The sequence below is a fragment of the Streptomyces sp. NPDC057638 genome (assembly GCF_042800315.1).
Taxonomy (GTDB): Bacteria; Actinomycetota; Actinomycetes; order Streptomycetales; family Streptomycetaceae; genus Streptomyces.
The window spans coordinates 34839-59545 of record NZ_JBHVHF010000002.1; the positions used below are offsets into that span (position 1 = coordinate 34839).

The following is a 24707-nucleotide window of genomic DNA, read 5'->3' on the forward strand; positions in this document are numbered from 1 at the left end:
CCGCTCAGCGGTCAGCGATCGAGTCGGCGAGTGCCGCGATGAAGAGAGGCCGGATCTCCTCAACGGCCGGACCCACGTGAGGGAAGGGCGGCTGGTTGTAGATGCGCCCGAGACTGTCGGCTCCCACGAAGCCGAATTCGAGCCTGCGGGCCTGAGGCTTGTTGGTGCCGACGGTCCCGACGACCAACGCGCCATTGGTTGCGATCTGATGGGTCCAGCTACGTCGGTAGTCGCCCGTCGGGGCGTTCGGCCCCGGGCGCCCCGATGCCTTGGCCTTGATCCGAGTCTCCAGGAGCATGGCGTAGTGCTGGACGATCGCAACCGTCTCGGGCAATGACCTCGCAGCACGCGCGTCGAGTCGAGCGGCGATCTCCGCAGCGTTCCCGGACGCGCCAACGCGCGAGCTACGCGGCGATGTCATCACTGCCTTCCGATTCGCCGAATTCGCCACGGGCCCACTCCTGGAGCTGCGTGAGCACCGAGGCGGTGTACCCGTGCTCGTCGCTTCTCAGATCCGGTCGCGCCATTGCAGCCCTCTCCAGGAGGGAGGGGTCGATGGCGGAGAGGAATCGCGCGGCAGCTTCGCCGGGCTCGTACGGCACCCCTACGGCGACGCGGGCGCATCCGTCGAAGTGAGGCGATACCCGAGCGGGTGCCAGTTCCACGACGAGCAAGGGTGGCTCACCAGCGGTGTGCCTGAGCGCGTACGCGGACACGTAGCGAGAGCAGTCCACACCATCGATCTCCAGCGAGCCGATGGTTCCCTCCGAGGCGATGCGCACGCGCTTCACCTCGGTCTGCGATTCCTTATCAATCTCCATACGTCGAGCGTATGCGCGAATCAGATTCGCCCAACCTGCCCTCAGGGAGGGGTGATCTCATCGAGCCGCGTGACGCGGACCAACTCCACAGTGCTGGCCTCCGATGAGTCAAGGACCTGCCACGTTCGCCCCAAAGTCGCCGAACTGCCCGAGTACGCCGTCACCACTTCGACACGATCCGACCGTGCAGGTACGGCTGCGCCAAGGGGAGTCAGAAGCCGGTACCACGAGACGGTGTCGTCCAGCCATTGGCGTCCGACGATGCCCTCAGCCGTCACCTGGCCGTGTCCGGAAAGGACAGCCCCCCGTCCCTCGTAGATCACCGCCGCGGGAACAGGGCCGACGAGGCCGGTCACAGGATCGAGCACGGCCGTGCCGGTGACCCGGGAGATCCTGATCGTGTCCTTGAGGAGCTTGTCTTCGAGCTGCCTCTGGACTTCTGCGGGGTCGATGCCTGTGGTCACCGTGCCGCACCTCCACTCGTCTGGGTGACCTGATCCACCCACGTGATGCGCACGACGCTGAGAGTGGACGTCTCGCCGAGGTCTGTCACCCGCCATGTGCGCTTCAGCGCGGACGGGTCCTCAGACTGGACGACCGTGACAGTGTCTTCCCGTGATGCCACGGGCGCGACCATCGGCGTGAGCACACGGTAGCGGGAGGGGGTGTCGTCTACGTATGGCTGGCCAGCCAGGTGGAGGACGAAGGACGGTCCTCCGACTGGAGTGATCGCCCCGCGCCCTTCGTAGACCAAGACGGGAGGGCCGGGCTCATACTGCCCCGTGTCAGGGTTGAAGACGGGCTCACCTTTCCGCTCGATGCGGATTCGGTCCTTGAGGATCCGACGTTCGACGAACTCACCGACGCTCCCCAGCGTCAGCCCTTGGGAAGTGGTCATACGTTCGACCCTAGCCCTCCCTCTGGGTACACCCACTCGTGCTGGGGCTGGGTTCCAGTTGTGGAACCCAGCCCCAGCGGTGACAATCGACAGCTGAGTCGGTCGCCGTGGCACTCGCGTGGTCCGTTCAGCCGACGCTATGAGAGGTGTCGGACACCCTCGTAACCACGGGAGGGCCCTGCACTGAATCCCGCCGCCGTACGGCTACTTCAAGCCGCCGAGCGCGACGTTCAGCAGCACGTCGACCAGCCGGGACGCGGCGTCGGGCTTGCCCATCGCGCGGGCGGCCGTCGCCATGGCCTCCCGGCGCTGTGGGTCGTACAGCACCGGTTCGAGGGCCGCCCGGAGTGCGCGGGCGTTCACCTGTTCCCCAGTGAGTGCCACAGCAGCCCCAGCCTGCTGGAGATGCAGGGCGTTGTGCTCCTGCTCGTTGCCCGCCGAGGAGGCAAGGGGGATGAGGATGGACGGTTTGCCGAGCGCGGTCAGTTCGGAGATGGTGCCCGCGCCGCTGCGGGAGACGACGACGGAGGCGAGCGCGAGGACGTCGGGCAGCTCAGGGCCGACGAAGCCGTCCACCCAGTACCGGGCGTGTAGCTCGGGCGGCAGTCCGGCGGCGGCCTGGCGGGACTTGTCCACCCAGGCCGGTCCGCACTGGTGGATGACGTTGGCGACGGACAGCAGCCAGGACAGGTTCTCCCGGATCATGCCGTTGATCTGCTCGCTGCCCTGCGCGCCGCCCGTGATGTAGGCGGTGGGGAGCGCCGGGTTGTACCCAGCCATGCCGAGGGCGGGCGCGGCTTTGGCCGCCTGGCCGGTGAACACGGTCGGGCGGACGGGGTTGCCTGTGACGACGGCGTTGGCGGCCACGGAGTCCGGCAGGAGGCTCAGGGAGTTCTCGGACGAGAGGGCGACGGCGGTCGCGGAGCGGGCAAGGATCCGGTTGGCCAGGCCGAGCCGTACGGTCTGCTCGTGGATGACCAGGGGGGTCTTTGTCGCGCGGGCGGCGAAGCCGACGGGTACGGCGACGTAGCCGCCGGTGGAGAGGATGACGTCGGCGCGGACGCGGCGGGCGATGGCGCGCGCCTCCAGCACGCCCTTGGGCACGCGGCCCATGTCCCGCATGTTCTCGGCGTTGATCATCTTCAGTGGGTTGCTGGACCGGCGCAGTTTGCCGGTCGGGACGGTCTCGAAGGGGATGCCCTCGGCGGGGGCGACGCGGGATTCGAGTCCGGTGGCGGTGCCGACCCACAGCACGTCCACGCTCGTGCCGTGGTTGTGCAGGACGGTCTGCATCTCGCGGACTGCGGTCAGGGCGGGATAGGTGTGCCCGCCCGTTCCGCCTCCGGTCACCATCAGTTTGAAGGGACGGCGGAAGGAGGCGAAGCGGGCAGCGAGGGCATCGGTCACGGCGTGACGGCATCCGTTCGTGAGGGCTCCGCATCCGACGAGCCGGAGCCGACGGCGGTCATGCGAACCTGCCGGACGATATCAGGCATTCTGACCTTGGTGAGGAGCCAGCCGAGCCCGGCGGCCGTCGAGCCCATCTCCCCCATGTAGGTGCGCAGCGTGGACCGCTGCTGGTCGGTGAGCACGAACGTCCGCTTCATCCGCTCGGGCAGGCGGTAGCGGCGGATGTCGGGTGACTCTGCCCCTGTCCGTGCGTCCTCCAGCAGGAGGTCGATGTCGAAGTAGGCCGTCTGGCGGAGGACGGCGGGAGGCTCGGTGGTGAAGACCTGCGACAGTTTCAGCCGGTGGTACGCGGCGCCCTCCCGGACGAGACGGGCCACGAGCGAAGAGGTACCAGTGGCCGCCCCGGCACGGCGCAGGACGGCGAGCGCGGCCCGGACGGCGACGGCGGCCAGGTTCTCCAGGGCTTCGGAGATCATCCGCATCCGGTAGGTGTAGAGCAGATTGTTGCCCAGCTCGCCGCCAATGTAGCGGTCGACGTGCGCCGTGGCGAAGCGCATGAGGTCCTGCCGGTCATCCCACAGCTGGGTATCGGTCTCCTGGAGGAACTCGTTCAGGACGCGGGCGAGGCTCTCGCCGTGCGGCTGGCCGAGGCACTCCTCAAGCCACGTCATCGGGGAGACGTTGTGGGCGCGGAGTACGGCGAGGAGTGCGCCGAACACGCCGCCGTTGTAGAGGGAGGCGACGAGCAGGTCCATCACCCGGCACTCGCGGTACTCCTCGTACGACAGGTTCGGCAGTTCGACGCACACCTCGTCCAGCTCGGCCGCGCGGACCTCCCTGCCCAGCACGGTGTAGCGGCCGAAGCAGCGCGGGATGACCCGCCACCGCGTGCCCAGCCCCCACCGTTTCCGGTACGCCGGCGCGTACATCTCCGAGGAGGGCAGGAGGGTGAGCTGGAACATGTTGAGCCGGTCAAACCGGGCGTCCATCAGCCCTTGCAGGCTGTCGACGTGCTTCTTCTTCGAGTCGTCCGGCAGGGCGAGGATCACCTCGCTGTACGACGGGGTTCCGGCCTGCGCGGACTGGAGCGCGATCTCCATCATCTTCTCGGCGGAGATGTTCTTGCGCGCGACGGCGGCGAGGACATCGGTGTCGAGGGACTGGACCGATCCGGACAGGCTGATGGCGCCGGGTACCTGGAAGACGGCGTCCAGCACGCGTTCGCGCTGGTTCTTGCCGGTGGTCACGTTGACGACCCGCGGCCAGCCGTAGACCTGCTGGCATACGGCAAGGGTTTGGCAGGTGTGCTTGTCCTGCGGGAACATCCCGAAGTTGCTGTCGGTGATCAGCAGCTCGTTGCGCGCCGTGCCGGCCTGGACGAGCGGAGCCATCTTCTGGCCGATGTAGTGGAGCTCGTCTTCGATCTCGGCACGTGGGCGCCTGGCGACGCGGGAGAAGTAGTGCTGGCCCTCGGTGCAGAAGGTGCAGGCGAACGGGCATCCGCGGGTGGTGGTGATCGTCGGCACGCCGCCGCGCTCGAAGAACGGGTCGAGCAGCCCAGCCGTGTAGGGCGAGGGGACGTCGGCCAGGTCGCGGATGCGGTCGCGCGGGCGGGGCGTGAACACTTCGCGGCGGTCTGGGCAGAGGGAGTGCACGCCGGGGATCGTGTCGCGGACCGTGCCACCCGGCTTGCTGTTCAGGTGGAGCAGCAGGTCGGCGAAGGCGATCTCGCCCTCGCCGTCGACGTAGAAGTCCACGGCCCCGGCCAGCCGCTCGTACCAGAAGCTGACCTGGTCGGCACGGAGCAAGGGGTAGTGCGGGCCTCCCATGACGACGGTGGTGCCCGGGAACTTCTCCTTGATGACGCGGGCGAAGCCGATCGACAGGTGGGCGTTCCAGATGTAGTGGGAGAACCCGATCACGTCGGGGGCCCCGCGGGTCTCCAGGGCGTGCGCCAGGTCCTGGGGGAACTTGAAGATCCGGGGGATCCGCTTGAAGTCCATGATCGTCGCGGCGTAGGTCGCGAGTCCGGCGACGGCCTGCGGCATCGTCTCGGCGGACACGGCCTGCTGGGTGTAGGTGAGGTCGCAGAGCCAGACCTTCAGAGGCATCGTCGGCCGCTCAGCGGCGGCCGGGGATACCGCCGCCGGGAGTGGCATCCCCAGGTCGGTGGTCGTCATCGTGCCACGGCCTCCCCAGCCCGCAGGAACATCTGCCACAGCAGGCGCCGCCGCTCCTTGGGCACCTCCTCCTGCCCCTCTCCCAGGGCCTCACGGCCGTGGACGCACACGTGCTGGTTCACGACGATCAGATCTCCGAAGCCCAGGCGGAACGTCCGCTGCTCGGCGATCAGCTCCCGCTCCAGCGCGCGTACCGCGCTGGTGTGCGGGTCGAGGTCCATGCCGGGGAGCATCTTCGCGGTGAACCGCACGAAGCCCTTCGTCGGCGGCAGGCCGTCGAGCACGGGGAACGGGTCGAACTCCGTGCCGACACCGGTCAGGTCGTAGAACGCGCCGTCGTGGAACACCGGCTCCGCGAGGAGGGCGCGCTCATCGTCGCTGAGCCGGTCCACCGCGCGGCGGAGGTGGGAGACGATGCTGTACCCCTCGCCCCGCGGGTCGGGGCGCACGCACAGCAAGGCGCTGTAGTCCGGGGGCTCGGTCGCGTTCACGACGTCGATGTGCAGCGGGTTATGCCCCGCGCCCGTGGCGCGCATCGGGTCGATGGCCAGGTTCGTGCCGAGCGGCTTCCACAACGGCCACCTGTCGAAGGCCCGCAGCGGGACACCGAGCCAGGACAACAGGACGGTTGCGGCCTTCTGTCCGTCGTCCAGGCCGTAGCGGTCGAGCAGCGGGCTGGCCTCCAGGACGGCGAACCCATCCCCGTGCGGGTCGTTGAGGAGGTCACGGCAGCGGTGGACGACGATCTGCGCTTCGGGTGACTCGGCGCGGACCCGGTCGTAGGCCATGTGTACGTCGCCGCGCAGTAGGCCCCCTTCGAGTCCGGGGGCCGGAAGGTCGATCACCTTCCGGCCGAGGAGTTCGACCAGGGTGTCGGGTAAGGGGACGCGGAAGGTGCTGGGTGCCGTGGTCATACTGGCTTTCTCCTATGCCTTCGGAGCTCTGTGGAGCGGATGGAGGTACCGGCGCGGGGCGCTCGCGCGCCCCATGCGGAGAAGGCGGGTGGTGCCGCGTTCTCCGGACGCCGGACGGTGGGAGCCGTCTCCCGGCCCACGCCCGGTGAAGCAGCGGGCCGGGAGACGGAACTTCAAGCGGCTGGCAGCGCCCGTGGCTGGTGAGGCCAAGGGCCGGAGGGCAGAGACAGCGAGGGGAACCGCTTCGGGTGGGGAGCGGCTACCGGATCTCCGTGATCTGCCGAACCGCGGTCACGGCGGCCCCGAGGCCATGGAGGGTGTGGGTGTTGGCCAGGGGTGTGGGCTGGTGGTGCCGTGAGTCAGGAGGCGGGCCATGGCGGGGACGATCTCCAGCTCGGGCAGCTCGGCGGGAATCCAGTCGAACTGTCCGGCCGGGTTCAGATCGACGAGCCACCACTGACCGTCGTCGTCGACGATCAGGTCGATCGCGGCGTAGTCGAGGCGGTAGTGATCCATCAGCGCCCACACGCCCGACCGGACGTGGCCGGGAAGGACGGTCGGGGTGTAGGTGAGGTGGTCATAGTCAGAGCGGAAATCCGCTGCCGCAGCGGCGCTGTGGGCGTCGATCCGGGCCGCGAACATCTCGCGCCCGACAACGGCCAGCCGGACCTCGAACGCTTTGTCGATCTCTGACTGGAGCTGGTGGGCGCATGCGGTGATCGACTCGTTGAGGATGTCTGGGTCGAGTCGGGTGGTGTAGAAGGTGGCGTTGTGGCCGTCGTGGTAGTCGATGACGGGGCTGACCAGCGACTTGACCACCACCGGGCCGTCGAGGCCGGTCGCGAAGCGATGGGCGCCGTCGACACGGTTACCGACCCAGGTCGGGGGAACGGCGAGCCCGGAGCGCGCCGCTTGGACCAGCACGTCGGGTTTGATCTGGGCGGCCCGGGTGGCGACGGGGTGGTTGAGATGCAGGCAGTCCAGGGACGCCAGCGTTCCGGCGACCCCGGCGACCGTCTCGTTGCGGACCCACTCCGCTTCTTCCACCGCCAGGGACTGCTTCGAGACATCCGGCAGGCCAGGGTGCCACCACCAGATGCTGCCGATTTCCTCCAGCCGCACGGTCCGCCCCCGTGCGGTGAGGGTCCCGGCCCACCGGGCGCCGTCGAAACTCGCGTCCAGACGCGCACGGGAGGGGAAGTCGGCGAGGTCGAACCGGATGACCGGCACAGCCTCGGCCAGCTCCAGGACCACGCGGTCCGCCGTGATGTCGCCGTCCGTGGTGATCACACAGACCGGGCCCGATCCGGTCCGCACCACTGGTGAGGTCAGCACAGCGCGGCCGGCCATCCGCCCGTGACGAGCACGGACCCGATCTCGTGCTCCGACTTGCTCGTCATTCCCCTGCGGGTCATGGAGCGCCCGTCGGGAGCCTTCGGGTCGGCGGCGCGCAGCGTTCCGTCCACGAGCACCGACACCTGGAGGTTCGGGTCGAACGACGCCTCTGACCGCTGGGCCAGCAGCGTCGGAACGGTGAACAGTTGCAGCGCAAGGGCAACGGGGGTGGAGGTAGATGAGGTCACTTCTCAATGTCCTTCGTTGGAATCACAGGATGATCAGACAGTCGTCGAAGAGGCCGCGCTGGTGACCTCAGGCCGCTGAGGCATGGTGCTCTCGACGGCGGTCACACCGAGATCGTTCGGCGGCCGGTTGAGGACGTCCGCGAGCCGGTCACCGTCGAGGGAAACGCGCACGAGGTGGTGATCTGACATCTCCGGGCCGATGCGGATGACGTCCATGTCGGTGATGGCGGGCAGCAGTTCGTCGGTGACGTACACGCGGTCGATCCGGGCGTCGGGGCCGTGTGTCTCGCAGGCGTCCACGGTGGGGGCGAGCGCGGCAACGCTGCCTCCCGGCCGGTCGGCGCGGTGGACGGCGACGTCGCTCAGTCCGGCGGTACGAAGAATCTCGTCCGGGCGGGTGTCCATCCGTCGCCCCTTCGTTCCGGGGTAGGAGCGGTGGGCCCGGTGCGGCTCGTCGCGGATACGGTCCAGCTCGGGGAGTGTGGGTTCCTCCAGTCCGGAGGGCTCGGGGTAGCTGTTGGTGTCCCCTCCGAGCAGCGCCGGGATACGCACACTCGCGCCGCCCGCCGTCGTCCACCGCTTGTCGGCCCAGGTGGTCAGCCACTCCGTCTCAGCCACGCGGATGGTGCCGGAGGCGTAGTTGAGATGGAACGACGAGACGATCAGGGGCAGGGCGTCCCGGCCCGCAGGCAGATAGCGCATGGTGAGGGCAGTCGGTGGCAGAACCCACATCGGACCGGTCTGGGGCCATTCCCGTACGGTGCGGAACACGCTCTGGTCGGCGAAGACTGCCGTGCAGGAGCGAGGGCCGAGCCAGCCCCGCATCCCGAGAATTTCCTCCAGCTCGTACTTCACCGTGGCGCCGTTCTCGTCCGCGCCCCACATCTCCTGCCTCAGCACGAGGTGCGGCCTGTGCTGGGCGACGAGTTCGTGGGCCAGACGCCGTAGCTGGGGGTCGTCCTTCCCATTCCGCTCGAAGTTCCAGCAGATCACAGTTCTCTGATTGCCCATCCGGCGATTCCTTTCGTTGGGGAGGCGGTGGGTGGTGCGTCGCTGCGCGAAGGCTGGGACCGGCGTCAGCCAGGCCCTTGGCAGCGGTCTCAGGGAGCGCGCGGTGCGGATCAGGGCTTGCCCGCATTACTGGCGAATGCGACGGAGCCCGAGGCGCTGGTAGGTAGGGCGTGCGGTGATAGACGTTCGGGCCGCGCGCAGAGCAATGTCATGCCGACACCCCCGCGAGCAGAGGGGCAGGCTCGGCGAACAGCAGGCGGCGCGGTTCCTCAGGTGGTGGCCAGCCGAGTCGGCGCCGCAGATCGGCTAATGCCTCCCCGTGCGGGCGCAGCCCCACCGTCGCGCGGCGCGAGTCGAGGTCGCCGGGGGCGTCCACCGGTACGAGCTCCGGACCGTGAAGTTCGAGACGGTACTGGGTGCCGAAGGTCTGGCGGCTACCGGCGTTGATCGCGCACCGGTCGTGGAGGTGCGCCCACTGCCCGACCGTCGCCTCTCCCTGCTCGACGGCGGTGACCAGCAGCCGCAGGGCCAGGCGCTGAAAGTCGGCCATCGGGTCGGCGTGGAGGACGATCTCCCACGCCGCCCAGACAGCGGCTTCCCCGACGAGCGCCCTGGTGGGCCACCCGTACTCGGCGACGATCCGCCGCAGCACGTTCGCGGCGGCGATGTCGAAGTGCCGTGCGCGGCCCAACTCGGCGTCGGGGAGCTGGGCCCGGAGGAGGCGGTGCCGGTGCTGCCGGGCATCGGCGACGCGCCGAAGGAGGTTCCCGGCCAGGTCCGGTCGTTCCACTGCTGGGGTCACGCTTGCCCCCCGTATTCCAGGGCTTCGAGAAGCAGTCGGGCGGTCCCGACCGAGACCGCTCCGGTCGAGATGGCGGGCTTCGATCCGCAGCGGGAGCAGTCGGGCTGGAACGCCAGGTCGATGAACTTGCCCGTCACCTCACGGAACGCATGACCTAAGCGGGCCGCGACCTCCTTCCCCTGGGGCCAGTCGGCCAGCTCGCTCACCGGCTCCGCCTCCGGATCGCGGGCGGGCGCACCGAGCACCTGGGCGAGCCGTTCGGCATCCGGCACGGTGAGATCCCCCAGCATGATCTCCCCGGCCACCACGCTCAGATCCGGGACCTGCACGCCGTGCGCCGCGACGGCGCCGCGCAGCGCGGCCACGGTGTCGTAAGTGCGCGTCATGCTGGCGCGCAGCAGGTCCGTCAGCTGGCGGACCGTGGCCGGGTCGGCCGTTCCCAGCACGGCCTCGCGGCCGGGGTCATCAGGGCTCGGGCAAGCCACGAGGCGCAGGCCCACCTCTGAGCACGTGGCGTTGAGATCCCGTATCGCGTCGGTGAGGACCGACCGGTCGGGACATCGGAGGTCGGGGGCAGTCACGGGGTACTCCAAGAGGTGCACTGATGAGGTGGCGGTGGAGCAGGGGTGCCGGACGTGGACTGCGGATCCGGTAGCACCGAGGGTCGGAGGGGCGAGAGTGCCCGGAACGAGCTCGTGGCACGAAGGTGCGGAGGGGCGTCCCGGCTCATTGGGGCCTCCCGGCCTCGAAGCCAGGGCCCGGTCCGGTGTCCTGGTCGTCGCTGACGAGGTCCATCAGGTCGACGATGAGGGAGGCGAGCAGGCGGGCGTGGCTCTGCGTCGGGATGAACTCCGTCGCGATACTCGTGGTATCGAGCCGTCCTGCGGCGGCGACGAGCTGGCGGAGGTAGCGGTCGGGGTGGCCGTCCGCAGCATGGAGGGCGTCGGTCACCAGGGGCCAGAGGCAGGAATGGAGACGATCGACCAGCGTCTGAAGCTCCAGCGGCCCCAGCGGCCTCGCTTCCCAGCTGAGAATCCGGTCGAGGAAGTCGTCCACACCGTCCTGGATGATGGACGCGTGCAGGCGGGCGAGCAGCCCTGCGAGGGCTTCCGGAGCTGCCAGACGTGCCCGCTCGACGGGCCTCGCGCGGGCCGCGGCGGCGTCACGTACGGGCAGACCATGAACGGTGGTCGGTGTGCTCATGCCGCACTCCGATCGTCCGTTGCCGAGAGGGCGAGGGAGCACCACGTGGTCCCGGCGTCGGAACTCACTCCCCAGGCATCGGCGATGGCGGCGACGAGGTAGAGGCCCCGGCCGTGTTCGTCATCGTCGCGGGCGTCGTGGAGTGTCGGCAGCGTGGAGGTCCCGTCGGTGACGGCGATCCGAAGCTCCGTGGTGTGATGCTCGACGCGGAGCCGCACCGCGCGACCGTCCCCGTGCCGGATCGCGTTAGTGACCAGCTCCGACACCATCAGCGTGGCGTCGGGAGCCAGAGGGGCCAGGTCCCAGTACCGGAGGCAGGCCCGCGTGATCCTTCGCATGTACCGGACGCGGGACTCGTGAGGGGCAAAGGCGACGGTGAAGGCATGGACCGCGGGTGCCGCCGTGGGGAGCCCTCTGGTCATGGAGATCATCGGCGTTCTCCGAGCAGGGGAAGAAGGTGGAACGGGTGAGTGAAGGCGCGGTCCTCCCGCGCTACGCAGCACACCTCTTTGATCACCAGGTGTGTCGGTGTGGTGACCAGCTGACACCCGATGAGCGGTGGCGGGGAACGAAGTCCCGCTGAAGTTGACTCGTCAGTAATCCCGAACGAGGTAACGGCGGAGGTGAGAGCGGTGGCATGCTGACGGGCATGGCGACACTCAGCGATCAGCCCGTAACCGCCGACGACTTGATGCCGCTCGCGCTCACCTCGTACGGACACTTCACGTCCATGCGGGTCGACGCCGAGGGCCGCATCCGGGGACTGTCCCTGCACCTCAACCGCCTGACCCGAGACAGCCGGCAAGTCTTCGGCACCGCGGTCGACCCCGACCTCGTACGTGACCTGGTAGGCAGAGCCCTCACGGACCAGTCCGGCCCGTGCATCGTCCGCGTCACCCACTACGACCCCACCGTGAACCTCGGACGACCCGCCGACGCCACCCAACCGGAGCTGCTCGTTACCGTCCGCACCGCCGGGCAGCTCCCGCCTCCGCCACTGGCCGCGATGAGCATCCCGTACGAGCGGGACCTTCCCCTGGTGAAGCACTGCGGCCTCTTCGGCGCGCTCCACGCTCGCCGCGCCGCACAACTCGGCGGCTTCGATGACGCCCTGTTCGTGGGACGCGACGGCCTCATCTCCGAGGGCGGGACCTGGAACGTGGGCTTCATCGACGCCGACGGGATGGTGGTGTGGCCCCAGGCGCCGGTCCTGCCCGGCGTGACCATGGCCCTGCTCCAGGAGCAGCGCGCCAACTGGAAGGTCGCACCGGTCACCGTGGACGAGGCCAAGCAGATGGCGGCGGCGTTCGCCACCAACACCTCGATCGGCGTCCGTCCGATCTCGGCCGTCGATGACCAGCCGATGGCGGTCGAGCACCCTGTCCTCACCGAGCTGCGCGACGCCTACCTGTCCATCCCTGGCGAGGAGCTGTAGGAGCCGCTCATGACGGGGGTGACGCGATGGACAGGCCAGGAAGTCGCCTTGCTGCGTCGCGCGATGCGGCAGACCGGGCGGGACTTCGCGGCGATGGTCGGGGTCAGCAACCGGCAGCTCACCACCTGGGAGAGCCGGGGCGCGACGATCGAGTTGCGGCCCGGCAACCAGGCCGCACTGGACACGCTCCTCGCCCGTGCCGGGACCGCCATTCAGCAGCGGTTCGCCGAGCTGCTGACCGAGCGCGCGGCCGCCGCCGAGGACGAGCGCACCGAAGAGCTGCTGCGCCGCGACGCCCGCCTGTTCAAGCACCCGCTCGACGGCAAACTCATGGTCCGCATCGAGGAGGGCATCTTCCTGTCCGGCCCGCGCAACGTGCCGACCTGGGTGGACAGCTTCCTCATCGACATCTACCCGACCACGAACGCGGACTTCGCGCGCTTCGTCCAGGCCACCAGCCACCGGCCGCCCCGGCACTGGCCGGAAGGACGGTACCCTGAAGCCCTCCGCGATCACCCGGTGGTCTGGGTGGACTGGAACGACGCCGCCGCCTACGTGCGCTGGTGCGGCAAGGGACTCCCGACCTCGCAGCAATGGGAGAAGGCCGCCCGCGGCCCGAACGGACGCGAGTACCCCTGGGGAGACGAACCAACCGCCGCCAAGTGCAACACCGCGGAAGCCGGGATCGGACAGACCACACCGGTCACCCGGTACCAGTCCGGCGTCAGCCCGTACGGCGTCTACGACCTGTGCGGCAACACCTGGGAGTGGTGCGCCACCCAGGAACAGCCCGGCCGGTTCGAGCTGAAGGGCTCGGCCTTCACCTCGCCGTTCGACCGCGCCCGCCCCTCGCTCCAGAACGCCGCCAACACCACCATGCAGGACAACGACACAGCATTCCGCTGTGTGACGACGGCGTGACGAGGGTCCGTCTTCCTCGGTTATCGATACCGAGGGGACACAGATACGTTCGTCTGTGACGGTGCGCGCTGCTGGGAATGCGACCGGCATGCCTCGGCCCTCCACGGTGAATCGGACTGATGCACGCTGAGGAATGAGCACGGGGAGACACCCGAATTGGCGGCATAGTCCGGACAGAGAAGGGCCGCCGTTACCGAGGCCGCCAGTGCGCAGGACCTCCTGGAGGCCGGGCGCGACGACGAGCTGCCCTTCTGGGCCCTGTCCTGGGGGCCGCCCGCCGCGTCCGTCTACTCCCGTACCGCGAAAGTCCACGAGACGATGGGCAACCACCGCGCCGCCGCCGAGCAGTACGAGCATGCGGCAGCGTCCCGGCCCGCCCCGACGTACGCGCGGATCGTCGCGCTCGACCTGGTCGCCAGCGCGGAGATGCAGCTCAAGACCGGAGGCATCGAGCAGGCGTGCGCCACCTGGCACCGCGCCATCGACCACATGACCGGCGTCGAGTCCGTGCGCACCCGCAAGGCCGTAACCCGCCTGCGCCGCGACCTGGTGAGCTTCCGCGAGCGCGGCGTCCGCAGCGCCGCCGAACTGGACAAACGCGCAGCCGACTTCCTCAGCAGCGGGCCCTGACCGGCCCGCTGAGCAGCGGTGAACGGCATCGGGAGCCACGGCGGTCATCACGCGCCGTCCGGAGTGAGGGAGAGAGTGCACCAGATGGTCCGCCCGTCGCCGGAGGTACCCCATTCCTTGGCGAAGGCGTCCACGAGCTGGAGCCCCCTACCGCCCTCCTCACCATCTGCGGCGTTACGCAGCACCGGCTTCTGGTGGCTGCCGTCGGTAACCGCGATCCGCAGCTCGCAAGGGCGAACCTCTACGCGAAGTTCGACCGCGCCCTCACCGTGCTGGATCGCGTTCGTGACCAGCTCGGCCTTGGTAATCCGCCGCATGTGCTCGACGCGGGAGTCGGCGGGCTCGAAAGCAACCGCGAAGGCGCAGGTGGCCTGGGTGTGGGGGTGAGGCTGCCCGGTCTGTAGGGGCCGTGCTGTTCGCATCGCGTACCTCCGTCGTAGGCCGCCCTGTTCGCGGGGAAGGGGCGGCCGCCGTTGAACCCAGACGGTAGGGATCCTCCAACAGACTGTCAATACAGATAGCGTCTGTATTGACAGTCGCTTGTGCGGGTGTCCCTCTGGCCGCAGGATGGGCTGTCAGGACACACTGGTAACTGTCCTGACAGCCCACCAGGAGGGGACTATGGACGCCCATTCGATCGCGGCGGACCTCCGCCGGCGCATCATCGCCGGAGAGCTCCCGCACCAGAGCCGCCTGCCGTCCGTGCGCGACCAGGTCCAGCACTACAGCGCGAGCCAGCAGACCGTCTCCGCCGCTTACGCGGCGCTGGCCGCACTCGGACTCATCCGCACGGACAGCACCAGCGGAAGCTACGTCACCGCAGCCCGCCAGTCCGACGCGCACCTCGGCACCTTCACCCCGCCGGACCTCGCCGCGGCCCAGGCATGGCAGCCCACCGCCGACGGCGAATCCCGGTCGCAGACCACCCTCGTCCAGCAGATCACCGCGCCTGCCGGACTCACCGGGTGGGGGATTGCCGAGGGTACCGACATAGTCGAGCGCACCCGGATGCGCTACGTCGACGACGTACCCGTCCAGCACAAACTGACGATCATGCCCTACAGGATCGCCGCCTGCGTCCCCGAAGGCCACGAGGGCACGCCACCGATGCTCGCCCCGGCCGGAGCCGACAGCGCGGCGCCGCCCTCCGGGATCCGCGTGGCCGACTGGCTCGGCTGGGACGTCACCGGCGGCACCGACGTTGCCATCACCATCGAGCCCATGGACACCGCCGCCGCAACCGCACTCGGCGTACCCGAAGGATCGCCCGGCTACCGCATCGTCGGCATCACCCGCGACGGGGACGGGAACACCGTGTGCGTCACCGTGACCACCGCACAGCTCCACCACCGCATCACGCTCAGCATCACCGGCTGACAACACCCTCCATCCAGGCCCGCGCACACCCGTGCGCGGGCCCAGACAGCTTCGCCACCCCGCCAAGAACACCGGACTGCCGAAGCAAAAGAACCTCGGGCCCGCCCCGGCGCTGCCGTCGCCGGTCACCGTGCAGCCCTCCGAGCGACCCCCGGAACGGCAATCACGTACAAGGCCCGTGCGCCGCCCGCGCTGACGCCCCAGGACCCGGCGACCGAGTCGGCCAGAGGCATCCCCCGCCGTCTTTGTCCCACGGCCCGGCCTCGGTGACGCGCGCCCGGCCAGCAGATCCATCCTCGACCTCGATCACCACCATGTCAGGGACGGCGGCGAGCGGACACTCGGCCCCGCTCTCAGGTGACCTCCATCGACAACTCTCTCGGCCGATGTGAGAGCCCTCTCGCTTGTCTTCGACAAGATCGCAGAACTCGCACTTCCCGCGAACGAGTCGCGGGAGCTCATCAAGACCCACTTGAGGGAGAAGTTCTGATGACCGGATACAGCTACCGCGAATGAGAAGCACGGCCTGACCTGGCGAAAGTCGTCATACAGCGGTGGTGACCAAGGGCAGTACGTAGAAGTCGCCGATGTCCGTGCCCATGGCGGTATCGCCGTCCGCGACTCGAAGAACCCCACCGGTCCCATGCTGATGGTCTCTCCTGACGCGTTCACCCGCTTCATCGACGCCCAGCGCGATCCCAACGGCATCTGAACGTCCGAAGACGGTAGGACCCGCGTTCCCTAATCGGTAGGCCGGGGACGCGGGTCGTACTGTGTTGGCGAGCTGTCCGTCGTGTCTGAAAACACCCTCGTGTCCTGTTGATCGCTGCGGCAGGCGTGGAGAATGCGGCGATCTGACAAGCCCGGCCTGAGGAGAGGCATGAGCCGAGAGACCGCTGTTCCGTGGGGGCTGACGCGTATGGAGCCCTACCCGACGCTCAGCAGGCAGACCGCGACGCTCGTTGGGCTGGACCCGGACACGCAGACCGCGATCTATCACGACGCGGAGGGCCGCCGAGTGGAGATGGGCAAGCACTCGACCCACAAGGGGGTCGAGACCGCGACCACCACGAATCCGGGCGACGGTGCCGGCCCCAGCGTCAGCGACGACGACCACGACCAGAAGACGGAACAGGACGAGTCCAACAGCTGATCATGAGCACTCACCGACCGGTCGTGGTGCTGACCGAGCTGGCCGACCCCACCGCCGACTGGGTGATCACCGAGCTGAACGAACGGCGTGTCCCCGTCGTCCGGCTCGACCCGGGCGCGGACGCGGTCGACTTCTCCGCGCTCGCTCTGCCCGGACGTCCCTGGGCCGGGACCCTCACCGCCGACGGCCGCGCCTTCGACCTCCAAACCGTGCGCTCCGTCTACTACCGCAGACCCTCCCCCTACGGTGCGCCGGACGACCTGGACCCCCAGGAGCGCGCCTTCATCACCGCCCACGCCCGGCATGGCCTGGGCGGTGTCCTGGGGGCGCTGGACTGCCTGTACGTCAACCACCCCCACCGCAACCTCGCCGCTGAGTTCAAGCCGCGCCAGATCGTGGAGGCCGCGCGCGCCGGCCTGGCGGTTCCGCCGACCCTCATCACGAACAACCCCGCCGAGGCCCGCGCCTTCGCCAAGGAGTACGGGCCGGTCGTCTACAAGCCGCTGCGGACCACCGCGTACGTCGAGGACGGTGAGCACCGGACGATCTGGGTCCGGCGGGTTGATCCGGACGAGATCGGGGACGGAGTGGCCGCGTGCCCGCATCTGTTCCAGAAGGCCGTGGACAAGACGGCGGACGTCCGGATCGCCGTCGTCGGCGACCGGCTGTTCGCCAGCAGGGTCACCGTGGACGGCGACCATCTCGACTGGCGGTGGGACTACGACCGGATCGCCTTCGACCCCATCGAAGTGCCCGCCGCCATCGGCGACGGCATCCGGGCCTTCATGAACCGGCTCGGCCTCACCTACGGGGCATTCGACTTCGGGCTCGGCCACGATGGCCGCTGGTGGATGTACGAGATCAACCCGAACGGGCAGTGGGCGTTCGTGGACCGCGAAACCCGGGTCGCCATCGCCGCCGCACTCGCCAACGTACTGGAGAAGGGACTCTCCGCATGACCGACCCCAACGGGCTCGCGGCCCATCTGCGCGAGCGGCTGGCCGACGGGCTGGAGGACGCCGGACAGCTGCGCTCGGCCGCCTGGCGGGCGGCCGTCACCACGGTGCCCCGGGAGGTCTTCGTCCCGGAGTTCTTCCGCCGCAGCGACGGCCCCCAGGGAACCAGGTGGACCCCGGCGTCCCCCGACACCGGGAGCACCGACGCCTGGCTGGAAGAGGTGTACAGGGACGAGACCCTGGTCACCCAACTCAACGGCGATGTCCACCCCGGTGACGTGGACGGTCCCGTCGGCGGGGACCCCACGTCCTCCTCCACCCTCCCCGGCCTCGTCGTGCGGATGCTGGAGGACCTGGACCCCAAGGACGGAGCCCGCGTCCTGGAGGTCGGCACCGGCACCGGCTACTCCACCGCCCTGATGTGCCACCGCCTCGGCAGCGACCACATCACCTCCATCGAATACGACCCGGCCACCGCCACCCGCGCCCGCACCGCGATCACCACAGCCGGATACACACCCCGGCTCATCCAGGGCGACGGCCTCCAAGGAGACCCCGAGGGCGCCCCCTACGACCATCTGATCGCCACCTGCTCGGTACGCACCATCCCGCCGGCCTGGCTCCGGCAGGTCACACCGGGGGGCACCATCCTCACCACCCTCTCCGGCTGGCTCCACGGCTCCGGCCTCGTCCGCCTCACCGTCGGCGAGGAAGGCACCGCCGAGGGCCGCTTCCTGCCCGGCACCGTCTCCTTCATGATCGCCCGCCCCCACGCCTCCCCGGACCTCGGCGACTTCTCCGCCCTGGTGCGGCAACCGGCAGACGAACGCCCCGCACGCTACGGCCGGGACGTCTTCCGGAACTGGGGCCAGGTGTTCCTCGCCCAGCTCGCCGCCCCCGCAGCCCAGCACCTGGCCACCCGCGTGGACGGCGGGCCCTGGATGGCGCACGCCATCGACATCGGCAGCGGCTCCTTCGCCACCCTCACCCCCGACCACGACGGCGACGGATACCGGGTTCGCCAGGGCGGGCCCGCCCGGCTCTGGGACGACGTCGAAGCCGCCATCGACGCCTGGGAAGCGGCTGGCTCACCCCCGCAGACCGCCTTCACCGTCACCGTCACGCCCACCGAACAGACGGTACGTCTCGACGTTCCCGGCGGGCCCAGCTGGACCCTGCCCACCTGACCCGTCCACCCGGCACAGCCCGGACGATTCCGACTGGGGAGCGGGCTGGGACCTGTCCGCTGGCTCCTCCTCGAAGGCTGCTCGCCACTTCACCACTCCACGTCCGGGCGGGGGCCGAAGCCGCGACGGCACCGCGGGTGCGAGATCGGCCATTCCGCCGCCTCTTCGACGTGCCGGAGGGTCCGGTTCGCCTTGTCGGGGTCCCGGTGCGAGGTCCAGCCGCAGTCGGAGCCGTCGAACACCTCCACCACGGTGACACCGGCCTCCCGGGTCCGGCCGAGGGTACCGGCGTTGTAGGCGACCGCCGACTTGGCCAGAGTCGCCGCCTCGGCCCACGCCCGTATGGGGACGCGCGCCCCGTTGCGGTAGACGACGTGGCTCAGCTGGTGCTCGGCGGCGAGACGGTCAGCAAGAGCCCTCGCGGCCTGCCGAGCAGTGACGTTCCCCGTGCTGAGCAGCGGTACTTCCTGACGTGCGGCGAGACGGACCGCCCGGTAGAACTGCTGGGCCGTGCGGTCCGCCTCCTGGGAGCGGCGCAGGAAGTCGGCGTACGAGTCGGCGGCGAGCGCGAGAACGGCGTCGCGGTGGAGCGCGCTCCAGGTGAACTCGCCGCCCAGGGCCGTGGCGGCCGCGCGGGCGCCGCGCTCGTACAGGTGAGGGAGCTGTCGGCGGACGAACGCCTGCGCCTCCTGGTCGACCTCGCGACGGAAGGCGTTGATGGCGCGCTGGAATTCCTCCAGCCGGACAGCAACGTCCCGCCCGCGGGGCCGGTGCTCCAGGGCGCGGAGGACAGCTCGCTGCTGGTCGGCGAGCTTCTTTGCCGCCTGGTCGAGCACGGCCGCGACCCGGCGGGCGATCTCGTCCGGGTCGCCGGGGATGAGCGGGGGCCACTTGTACGCCACGGCTATCGGCGCCGACGGGCGGCGAGCGGCGCGGTCACCAGGTCGATGCCTGGCTCCCCCGCGGCCGGGTCATCGGGCGCGAGGAGATCGGCGAGCGCCGCAAGTTGCCGTTCCACCCCGGCCAGGTTGTTGCTCTGGTCAACGGTCACGACGCCGTCCACCGTCATCCGCAGCGGCTCCGCCAGCAGCCGCGCGCGGCGTTCGGACAGCACCTCGGCGGCGACATCGCGCGCACTTCCCAGTCGGGCGTACCGGGCGGCGAGGTCCAGTTCGTCGGTGGCCGTGCCGAGCTGTGCCCGCAGCCAGGCCAGAAGGGTCGGGTCCATCAGCACTCCGTACGGGTCGGCCCGCCCGCGCCCGTGTAAGGGGCGGGGCGGGCTCGGGGATCTCGTTCTACGCGCCGGCGTCGGTGGGCTTTCTGCGCCGCCGGGGTGCGGTCGGCTCCGGCTCGGGCTCGACCGGTTCAAGCTCGACAGGCTCGGGCTCGGGCTCGTCGGGCTCGGTCAGGTCCGGTCCGGGCTCGTCGGCCGCCACAGGCTCCCAGGCGTCCGGGTTGGTGATCTCGGCGGCCAGATCGTCATCGGGTTCGTCTCCCGGCTCCAGGATGATCCAGTCCCGGGTGACCGGGTGCTGGATGTGCACGGCGGCGGCGAGGCGGCGGCTCATCAGATCACCTTGGCCACGATGTGGGCGTCCGGCGTGTGCAGGACGGGCATTCCGACGGCAGCGCCCTTGGTCCAGATCTGCACCGGGTCGTCCTGCGCACCGCGAGTGACGATGATCCCGGGCCGGTCCTCCCGGGTGATCGCGGGGTTCGAGCCTCGCGAGAGAGCAAGGGCCTCGGCGGTCACGCCGTAAATCGTCTGGCCCCACTTCGTACGGTCCGGGGGCAGCATGATCCACCGGTCCTCGGGCAGCACCCGCGTCTGCGTCCCGTTCACGCGGACCTGGCCCTTGTAGAAGGTGACCGGGGGCAGGCCGTAGTTGTCTCGGACGACGTTGATCTGCTGCGGGGTGAGCGTCGCCGTCGGGGTGTTCGAGGGGGTCACCGACCCGTAGTACGCGGCACGGTAGGCCGCATTCCCAGCGAGGTGGCTGAACGCCTTCCTGCTGGTGACCACGAGTTCGGGGTACGGTGCACCGCGGTCATCGAGGTACTGGATCCAGGCAAGCTCGTCCGCGATCGGGTCGGAAGTCGGGTCCGACCACAGCTTGGGCACGGTCGGCATGTTGCCCGCCGGTACGCCCCAGTCGACCTCGATCGTCAGACCGTTCTCAGCGTTGAGGGAGAACTTGCCGTCCACCAAGACATCGCCCCAGGCGAGTTCGATCCGGGAGCGGATGGCTTCGACGTGGCGCTCGGTGTCGTCGTACAGCAGCTCGATGAGCCGGTCTTCGTCTGCGCCCCGGGATGCCTCCAGCAGGATCTGTTCCTGCTCGCCCACCAGGAGCTTCTGGCCAAGCGGCGGGAGCATGCCCTCGCGCGTGGTCTGCCACGCCTCGCGGGAGGCGAACGGCACACTGGCGTCGAAGGCGCGGTACTTGGCGACGTTGACGTACCGGCCGTTGTCCTTGATCTTCCACTTGACCTCGTCCATCTCCAGCGTCGGGATGATCCCGCCGGACTGGCTGAGCAGGTGGTCCTTCTGTGAGGGGATGGCCCGCGCGAACGCGGTCAGGTCGTGGGCGCTGACGTTCTTGATCAGGTCCTGAATGGTCATCGTCGGCGGCCTCTCACACGAACCGGATCTGCGGTCCGGTCACGGACGGCGCGATCTTGCTCGGGTCGATGCCTCCGGGGACCTTCGCGGCGACGACCGTGCCGTGCCACAGCAGTGCGGCGGGCGTCTTCGTCGCGGCCGGCGCGAACAGCACCTCCGCGAAGACGAGTCCGGCGAAGGTCTGGCGGCCGTCGACGGCGACCGGGTCGTACGCGCCGTACAGCCCGGACGCCGTGATCTTGCCGACCGGTACGCCGGACAGGACTCGGCTGTAGGGCTGGGTGGTGTCGGTGGATGCGGCCGTGTGCGTGCCCGCGGTGAGCTTCGTGAGGTCGAGGGTGATGGTCTCGGTGCTGTCGGTGCCGTGCAGAGCGCCGAGCCAGGCCCGGTCGGCAGTGTGCGACGACGACGTGGTGATGGGCTGGAGTGTCACAGCCGGTCTCCCGTGGACGTGAAGCGATGGATCGCGCGCTCACTGGGTGGTGGCACCGTCCACGGGAGAGGTGAGGGGCGTGGTCCCCGGGTCCGGCCATCCCGCCGGTGGGGTCACGGGCTGTGCCGTGACTGCTGTTTATGCAGGTCAGTTGGTGATGTGTCCGCGACGGCGGGCCATGTCGAGTCCGGCCGCGCCCGGCTTGGGCGGTACACCGCCGCGCGGTGGTGGCCCACCGGCGGGGGACCCTCCCGGGGCGGGCGGCGTGGCCTCCCGGGGCGGGCTGAACAGGTCCGGCCGTCGCTCGGCCAGTGACTCGGCGGCAGCGGTGACGGCGTCCTCGCCCGTTTCCGCCTCGTCCTTCAGTTCCTTGTCGATGAGGAACATCGCGTATTCGAGACCGTCTCCGGCTGCGCCGAGTCCGGCCAGCGCCGAGCGTCGGATCGCTGTTCGTTCCCGTAGTGCGGCCTCGACCTCGCGAGCCTCCGCCGCCTTCAGCTTCTCCTCGGCGGCCTGCTCACGTCGTTCGATTTCCGTCAGCGCCGCTTGGTCGGCGTCCCGCTTGGTGGTGACGAACGCGTTCAGGGCGTCGGCGTCGGCGAAGCCGAGTCCTTCGAGGAGCTTCTTCACGGCGGTCCGGCCGCCTTGCGACTTCTCCCGGGCGAGCAGCCGGGTCAGGTCTTCCTGGGTGAGGCTGCCCTTGGTGCTCTCGTTGGGATCGTCATCCGGCGAGACCTCAGGCGTGGGTGGCAGCGGGGCGCGCGTCATACGAACTCCAAGACCTTCAGCGCCCCCACGCCGGAAACCAGTGTACGTGGCCGGTGATCTTTGAGACTCGGAGTTCACGCCGACCCTCTTGTCGGCCTCTTGCCTACGAGGACACCGGGTTGGTGTCGGTGGCCGCAGCCGGTGGGCCGCCACGGTTCGGGAGTGAGAACGGCTGCTCAAGCTGCACGTCGGGCAGGCCAAGGTATCGGCGGACTGCCGCAGCGTCGCCGGTGGCGTCGGCGAGCCGAGCAGCGGCGTCGAAGGCCCTGGCCTCGATACGGGCGATCTCTGCTTGGGCGTCGTCTATGGGGTATCCGGCGTCCATGAGCATGCGGACAGCGGTCTCCACGGACAGCACACCGGCCCCGACGCCCTTGACCACCTCGTCCAGGACGGCGGCGCGGTCGGTAGGGGTGTGCGGCCCCCACACCAGCCGGGCGGGCAGCGACTCCCCCGCAGGCCAGCCGTCGGCGTGTCCGGCTTGGTGGAGCCGCTGCACCATGCGCAGCAGGATGCCGTACTTGTGGTTGCGGGCCAGGTGCATCGCGGAGACGAGTGCGTCGAGCGGGCCGAGGGCGAGTTTGAGGGCGTAGCCGGATGGCAGGGCGGTCGGGTCGAGGGTTCCGAGGCCGGCGGCGGTGAGGCCGGTGTTGGCGGCGATGCGGTCGAGGACGTGATCCACGCGGGCTCGGAGTTCGGCGAGTTGGGGGGAGGTGTCGAGGACGTCCATGCTTCCGCCCTCGTTGAGCTGCCACACCGTCCCGGCCCGGACCTTGACCGGAAGGGGCTGGCCGGTGGAGCGGTCGATCGGAAGCCGGGCGCCGGACAGCCCGATGATCGGCGAGCCGGTGGTGGCTGAGGCGGCGGAGCTGTCGGTGTCGGTGGCGGACAGCTCATCGAGGCCCTGGAGGACGGTGGCGAGCAGAGGCTTGCCCCAGTGCTCACCGCTGCCGGGAATGCTGTTGGTCAGGTGCACCAGGGGGATGAAGTCCACCATGAGGTCGAGCCGGTCGAGGACTTCGCCGTCCGATCGGACGCGGAAGGTCGCCTTGTGGAGCGGCAGGTCGTACACCAAGTCGGACCCGGTGAGGTCGTCCAGTTCCCACTCGGCGTCGGTGAGGTAGCAGGTGTAGGCGGAGGCCCGGCCCGGTGACCACGGGTAGGTCCGCAAGACGGTCCCGGTGCCGGGGTCCACTGTGTCCCCGCGGGTGAGCAGCGGGGTGCCGTCGCCGGCGGCGACAGGCTCTCGAACAGCTCGGCCGTCCTGGTCCCGTCCGGCTTGGGTGGAGGGACCGATCAGCCCCAGCTCGTAGGTGACGCGCCGGATCCGGGCCTTCGTCCCGCGTCTGCGGTCCTCGGGGATCTCCCAGGCCAGATGGACGCGGGCAGGAAAGTCAGCGGCGTCCTGGGCCTCGTCGTCCAGCCACTCCGGGAAGTACAAGCCGGGGTCCCAGGTGCGCAGCAGCACCCTGCCCTTGGCCGGGTCCCAGGCCAGGGTGTAAACAGTGTCGCCGGTGAGGATGGCGGTGCGCTCGGCCTGCTGAAGCCGGTAGGGCAGCAGCTCCTTCTCGGCCCAGTTCCGCAACTGGGCCTGGACGGTGGCCGCGGCAGTCTGTTCGGGTGTCGGCTCGTCGTCGGCCTGCTCGGCGCCGGGCACTGTGATGGTCTGGTCGGCGCCGAGCAGGTAGCCGAGAGCGGTGTCGACGAGCTTCGACGCGTCTCCGAGTTCGCGGCGTTCGCCCCCGGTCTCGTCGTCGCCAACGATCTCGGCGAACTGTCCGGCCTGGTTGGAGTCATAGGCAGCGAGGAGTCGGTACGCAGCGAGGCGGCGGAGGTCTTGGTCGGGGATCCACGAGGCAGTCAGCTCGGCCCAGGCAGTATGCCCCGGACGGCGCGGGGCGGCCATGGCGGGCTTGTAGTCCAGCCAGCTCCAGGCGTCGGTGATCAGTTCGCGCAGGCGCACAGAGTTCTCCCCGGGCAGTCGGCCCCACGCCACGTGATCAGGTTACGGCGCCTTCGTCCCGTTCTCCGCTTCCTCTACCGCCTCGACGTACCCGGGGAGCCCCGGTACCGGGAGGGTGGAGCAGATGCTGACGAAGGTGTCACGGTCGCCAGCCGTCTGCTCCTTCTCGCCGATGGCGGTCCATCGTGCCCCGCACTCGGCCTCGGTTGGTGTCGAAGCTGATCGCGGTACGCCGTCGGCGATCTTCTTCCGCTGCATGGCCAGGGCCTCCCGGCGCGCAGCCTGCCCCACCTCCTTAAGGCGGTCATAGTGGGCGGCTCGCTGCTCCTCGAATGACGGCTTCGGCGGCGGCTCGGTGCAGGCGCTCACTCCTGCCCCCAGCGTGATCACGACGGCCAGACCGAGTACGCGTTGCCCCCAAGCGACCATGATCGCGAGG

At 69.6% G+C, this 24707-nt stretch carries 31 protein-coding genes; 8 read left to right on the forward strand and 23 right to left on the reverse strand.

Features of this window, described 5'->3' with window-relative positions:
• Window positions 1-4 precede the first annotated feature (4 nt).
• The 14 genes from ACFVIM_RS00550 to ACFVIM_RS00615 all read right to left on the reverse strand — a co-directional run bounded on the left by ACFVIM_RS00550 (window position 5) and on the right by ACFVIM_RS00615 (window position 11253).
• On the reverse strand, window positions 5-421 hold the full coding sequence (locus tag ACFVIM_RS00550; RefSeq protein WP_384297023.1) for an HK97 gp10 family phage protein: 417 nt from the start codon (window positions 419-421) through the stop codon (window positions 5-7).
• Window positions 405-821, reverse strand: a complete 417-nt coding sequence (locus ACFVIM_RS00555; protein WP_384296932.1) for a hypothetical protein — start codon at window positions 819-821, stop codon at window positions 405-407. Before ACFVIM_RS00555 ends, ACFVIM_RS00550 begins: the two co-directional genes overlap by 17 nt.
• 41 nt (window positions 822-862) lie before the next feature.
• On the reverse strand, window positions 863-1285 hold the full coding sequence (locus tag ACFVIM_RS00560; protein ID WP_384296934.1) for a DUF6093 family protein: 423 nt from the start codon (window positions 1283-1285) through the stop codon (window positions 863-865).
• Entirely contained in the window at window positions 1282-1719 is a 438-nt protein-coding gene (locus ACFVIM_RS00565) for a DUF6093 family protein (protein WP_384296935.1), read from the reverse strand. Before ACFVIM_RS00565 ends, ACFVIM_RS00560 begins: the two co-directional genes overlap by 4 nt.
• A gap of 204 nt (window positions 1720-1923) precedes the next feature.
• Entirely contained in the window at window positions 1924-3072 is a 1149-nt protein-coding gene (locus tag ACFVIM_RS00570; protein ID WP_384297024.1) for a glycosyltransferase, read from the reverse strand.
• Window positions 3073-3122: 50 nt separating this feature from the next.
• Window positions 3123-5309: a B12-binding domain-containing radical SAM protein gene (locus ACFVIM_RS00575; RefSeq protein WP_384296937.1), complete on the reverse strand. Its 2187-nt coding sequence runs from the start codon at window positions 5307-5309 to the stop codon at window positions 3123-3125.
• The gene (locus ACFVIM_RS00580; RefSeq protein WP_384296938.1) at window positions 5306-6223 is read right to left on the reverse strand and encodes a TauD/TfdA family dioxygenase; all 918 of its coding nucleotides are present in this window, start codon (window positions 6221-6223) and stop codon (window positions 5306-5308) included. Before ACFVIM_RS00580 ends, ACFVIM_RS00575 begins: the two co-directional genes overlap by 4 nt.
• A 291-nt stretch (window positions 6224-6514) precedes the next feature.
• Window positions 6515-7573 (reverse strand): MvdC/MvdD family ATP grasp protein, encoded by a 1059-nt coding sequence (locus ACFVIM_RS00585; RefSeq protein WP_384296940.1) that lies wholly within the window; start codon window positions 7571-7573, stop codon window positions 6515-6517.
• Window positions 7552-7806 (reverse strand): hypothetical protein, encoded by a 255-nt coding sequence (locus ACFVIM_RS00590; RefSeq protein ID WP_384296941.1) that lies wholly within the window; start codon window positions 7804-7806, stop codon window positions 7552-7554. The genes ACFVIM_RS00585 and ACFVIM_RS00590 overlap by 22 nt, the downstream gene beginning before the upstream one ends.
• Before the next feature lie 33 nt (window positions 7807-7839).
• Window positions 7840-8817 (reverse strand): endonuclease/exonuclease/phosphatase family protein, encoded by a 978-nt coding sequence (locus ACFVIM_RS00595; RefSeq protein WP_384296943.1) that lies wholly within the window; start codon window positions 8815-8817, stop codon window positions 7840-7842.
• A gap of 208 nt (window positions 8818-9025) precedes the next feature.
• On the reverse strand, window positions 9026-9619 hold the full coding sequence (locus ACFVIM_RS00600) for a DUF6624 domain-containing protein (RefSeq protein WP_384296944.1): 594 nt from the start codon (window positions 9617-9619) through the stop codon (window positions 9026-9028).
• Window positions 9616-10200 (reverse strand): hypothetical protein, encoded by a 585-nt coding sequence (locus tag ACFVIM_RS00605; protein ID WP_384296946.1) that lies wholly within the window; start codon window positions 10198-10200, stop codon window positions 9616-9618. Before ACFVIM_RS00605 ends, ACFVIM_RS00600 begins: the two co-directional genes overlap by 4 nt.
• Before the next feature lie 145 nt (window positions 10201-10345).
• Window positions 10346-10822: a DUF6415 family natural product biosynthesis protein gene (locus tag ACFVIM_RS00610; RefSeq protein WP_384296947.1), complete on the reverse strand. Its 477-nt coding sequence runs from the start codon at window positions 10820-10822 to the stop codon at window positions 10346-10348.
• A complete protein-coding gene (locus ACFVIM_RS00615) occupies window positions 10819-11253 on the reverse strand; it encodes an ATP-binding protein (protein WP_384296949.1) in 435 nt (144 codons plus the stop codon). The genes ACFVIM_RS00610 and ACFVIM_RS00615 overlap by 4 nt, the downstream gene beginning before the upstream one ends.
• A 218-nt stretch (window positions 11254-11471) precedes the next feature.
• On the opposite strand from ACFVIM_RS00615, the gene ACFVIM_RS00620 reads away from it, so the two are divergent.
• From ACFVIM_RS00620 to ACFVIM_RS00630, 3 genes are all read left to right on the forward strand, one after another.
• Complete coding sequence (locus ACFVIM_RS00620) at window positions 11472-12257, forward strand: aminotransferase class IV family protein (protein WP_384296950.1); 786 nt, start codon at window positions 11472-11474, stop codon at window positions 12255-12257.
• A 9-nt stretch (window positions 12258-12266) separates the two neighbouring features.
• Window positions 12267-13178 carry a formylglycine-generating enzyme family protein gene (locus tag ACFVIM_RS00625; protein WP_384296952.1) on the forward strand — a complete coding sequence of 304 codons (912 nt, stop codon included), beginning with the start codon at window positions 12267-12269 and terminating at the stop codon, window positions 13176-13178.
• 318 nt (window positions 13179-13496) lie between these two features.
• The gene (locus ACFVIM_RS00630) at window positions 13497-13808 is read left to right on the forward strand and encodes a hypothetical protein (RefSeq protein WP_384296953.1); all 312 of its coding nucleotides are present in this window, start codon (window positions 13497-13499) and stop codon (window positions 13806-13808) included.
• 47 nt (window positions 13809-13855) lie between these two features.
• On the opposite strand, the gene ACFVIM_RS00635 is transcribed toward ACFVIM_RS00630, so the two are convergent.
• Window positions 13856-14230: an ATP-binding protein gene (locus ACFVIM_RS00635; RefSeq protein ID WP_384296955.1), complete on the reverse strand. Its 375-nt coding sequence runs from the start codon at window positions 14228-14230 to the stop codon at window positions 13856-13858.
• Window positions 14231-14429: 199 nt separating this feature from the next.
• On the opposite strand from ACFVIM_RS00635, the gene ACFVIM_RS00640 reads away from it, so the two are divergent.
• From ACFVIM_RS00640 to tgmC, 5 genes are all read left to right on the forward strand, one after another.
• Window positions 14430-15185 carry a GntR family transcriptional regulator gene (locus tag ACFVIM_RS00640; RefSeq protein ID WP_384296957.1) on the forward strand — a complete coding sequence of 252 codons (756 nt, stop codon included), beginning with the start codon at window positions 14430-14432 and terminating at the stop codon, window positions 15183-15185.
• A gap of 526 nt (window positions 15186-15711) precedes the next feature.
• Window positions 15712-15897, forward strand: coding sequence for a DUF397 domain-containing protein (locus tag ACFVIM_RS00645; RefSeq protein ID WP_384297025.1), 186 nt, complete (start codon window positions 15712-15714; stop codon window positions 15895-15897).
• 168 nt (window positions 15898-16065) lie between these two features.
• Complete coding sequence (gene tgmA / locus ACFVIM_RS00650) at window positions 16066-16338, forward strand: putative ATP-grasp-modified RiPP (RefSeq protein WP_384296959.1); 273 nt, start codon at window positions 16066-16068, stop codon at window positions 16336-16338.
• A gap of 2 nt (window positions 16339-16340) precedes the next feature.
• Window positions 16341-17297, forward strand: a complete 957-nt coding sequence (gene tgmB, locus ACFVIM_RS00655; RefSeq protein WP_384296961.1) for an ATP-grasp ribosomal peptide maturase — start codon at window positions 16341-16343, stop codon at window positions 17295-17297.
• Entirely contained in the window at window positions 17294-18481 is a 1188-nt protein-coding gene (tgmC, locus tag ACFVIM_RS00660) for an ATP-grasp peptide maturase system methyltransferase (protein ID WP_384296963.1), read from the forward strand. Before tgmB ends, tgmC begins: the two co-directional genes overlap by 4 nt.
• An 89-nt stretch (window positions 18482-18570) precedes the next feature.
• On the opposite strand, the gene ACFVIM_RS00665 is transcribed toward tgmC, so the two are convergent.
• From ACFVIM_RS00665 to ACFVIM_RS00700, 8 genes are all read right to left on the reverse strand, one after another.
• The gene (locus ACFVIM_RS00665) at window positions 18571-19383 is read right to left on the reverse strand and encodes a hypothetical protein (protein ID WP_384296965.1); all 813 of its coding nucleotides are present in this window, start codon (window positions 19381-19383) and stop codon (window positions 18571-18573) included.
• 2 nt (window positions 19384-19385) lie between these two features.
• Window positions 19386-19709, reverse strand: coding sequence for a hypothetical protein (locus ACFVIM_RS00670; protein ID WP_384296967.1), 324 nt, complete (start codon window positions 19707-19709; stop codon window positions 19386-19388).
• Window positions 19710-19776: 67 nt separating this feature from the next.
• A complete protein-coding gene (locus ACFVIM_RS00675; RefSeq protein WP_384296969.1) occupies window positions 19777-20049 on the reverse strand; it encodes a hypothetical protein in 273 nt (90 codons plus the stop codon).
• Window positions 20049-21104, reverse strand: coding sequence for a major capsid protein (locus tag ACFVIM_RS00680; RefSeq protein WP_384296971.1), 1056 nt, complete (start codon window positions 21102-21104; stop codon window positions 20049-20051). The genes ACFVIM_RS00675 and ACFVIM_RS00680 overlap by 1 nt, the downstream gene beginning before the upstream one ends.
• Before the next feature lie 13 nt (window positions 21105-21117).
• A complete protein-coding gene (locus tag ACFVIM_RS00685) occupies window positions 21118-21537 on the reverse strand; it encodes a head decoration protein (RefSeq protein ID WP_384296973.1) in 420 nt (139 codons plus the stop codon).
• A 147-nt stretch (window positions 21538-21684) separates the two neighbouring features.
• On the reverse strand, window positions 21685-22305 hold the full coding sequence (locus ACFVIM_RS00690; RefSeq protein WP_384296975.1) for a hypothetical protein: 621 nt from the start codon (window positions 22303-22305) through the stop codon (window positions 21685-21687).
• Between the two features lie 103 nt (window positions 22306-22408).
• Window positions 22409-24301, reverse strand: a complete 1893-nt coding sequence (locus ACFVIM_RS00695) for a hypothetical protein (RefSeq protein ID WP_384296977.1) — start codon at window positions 24299-24301, stop codon at window positions 22409-22411.
• 9 nt (window positions 24302-24310) lie between these two features.
• A complete protein-coding gene (locus tag ACFVIM_RS00700) occupies window positions 24311-24697 on the reverse strand; it encodes a hypothetical protein (protein ID WP_384296979.1) in 387 nt (128 codons plus the stop codon).
• Window positions 24698-24707: the final 10 nt, after the last annotated feature.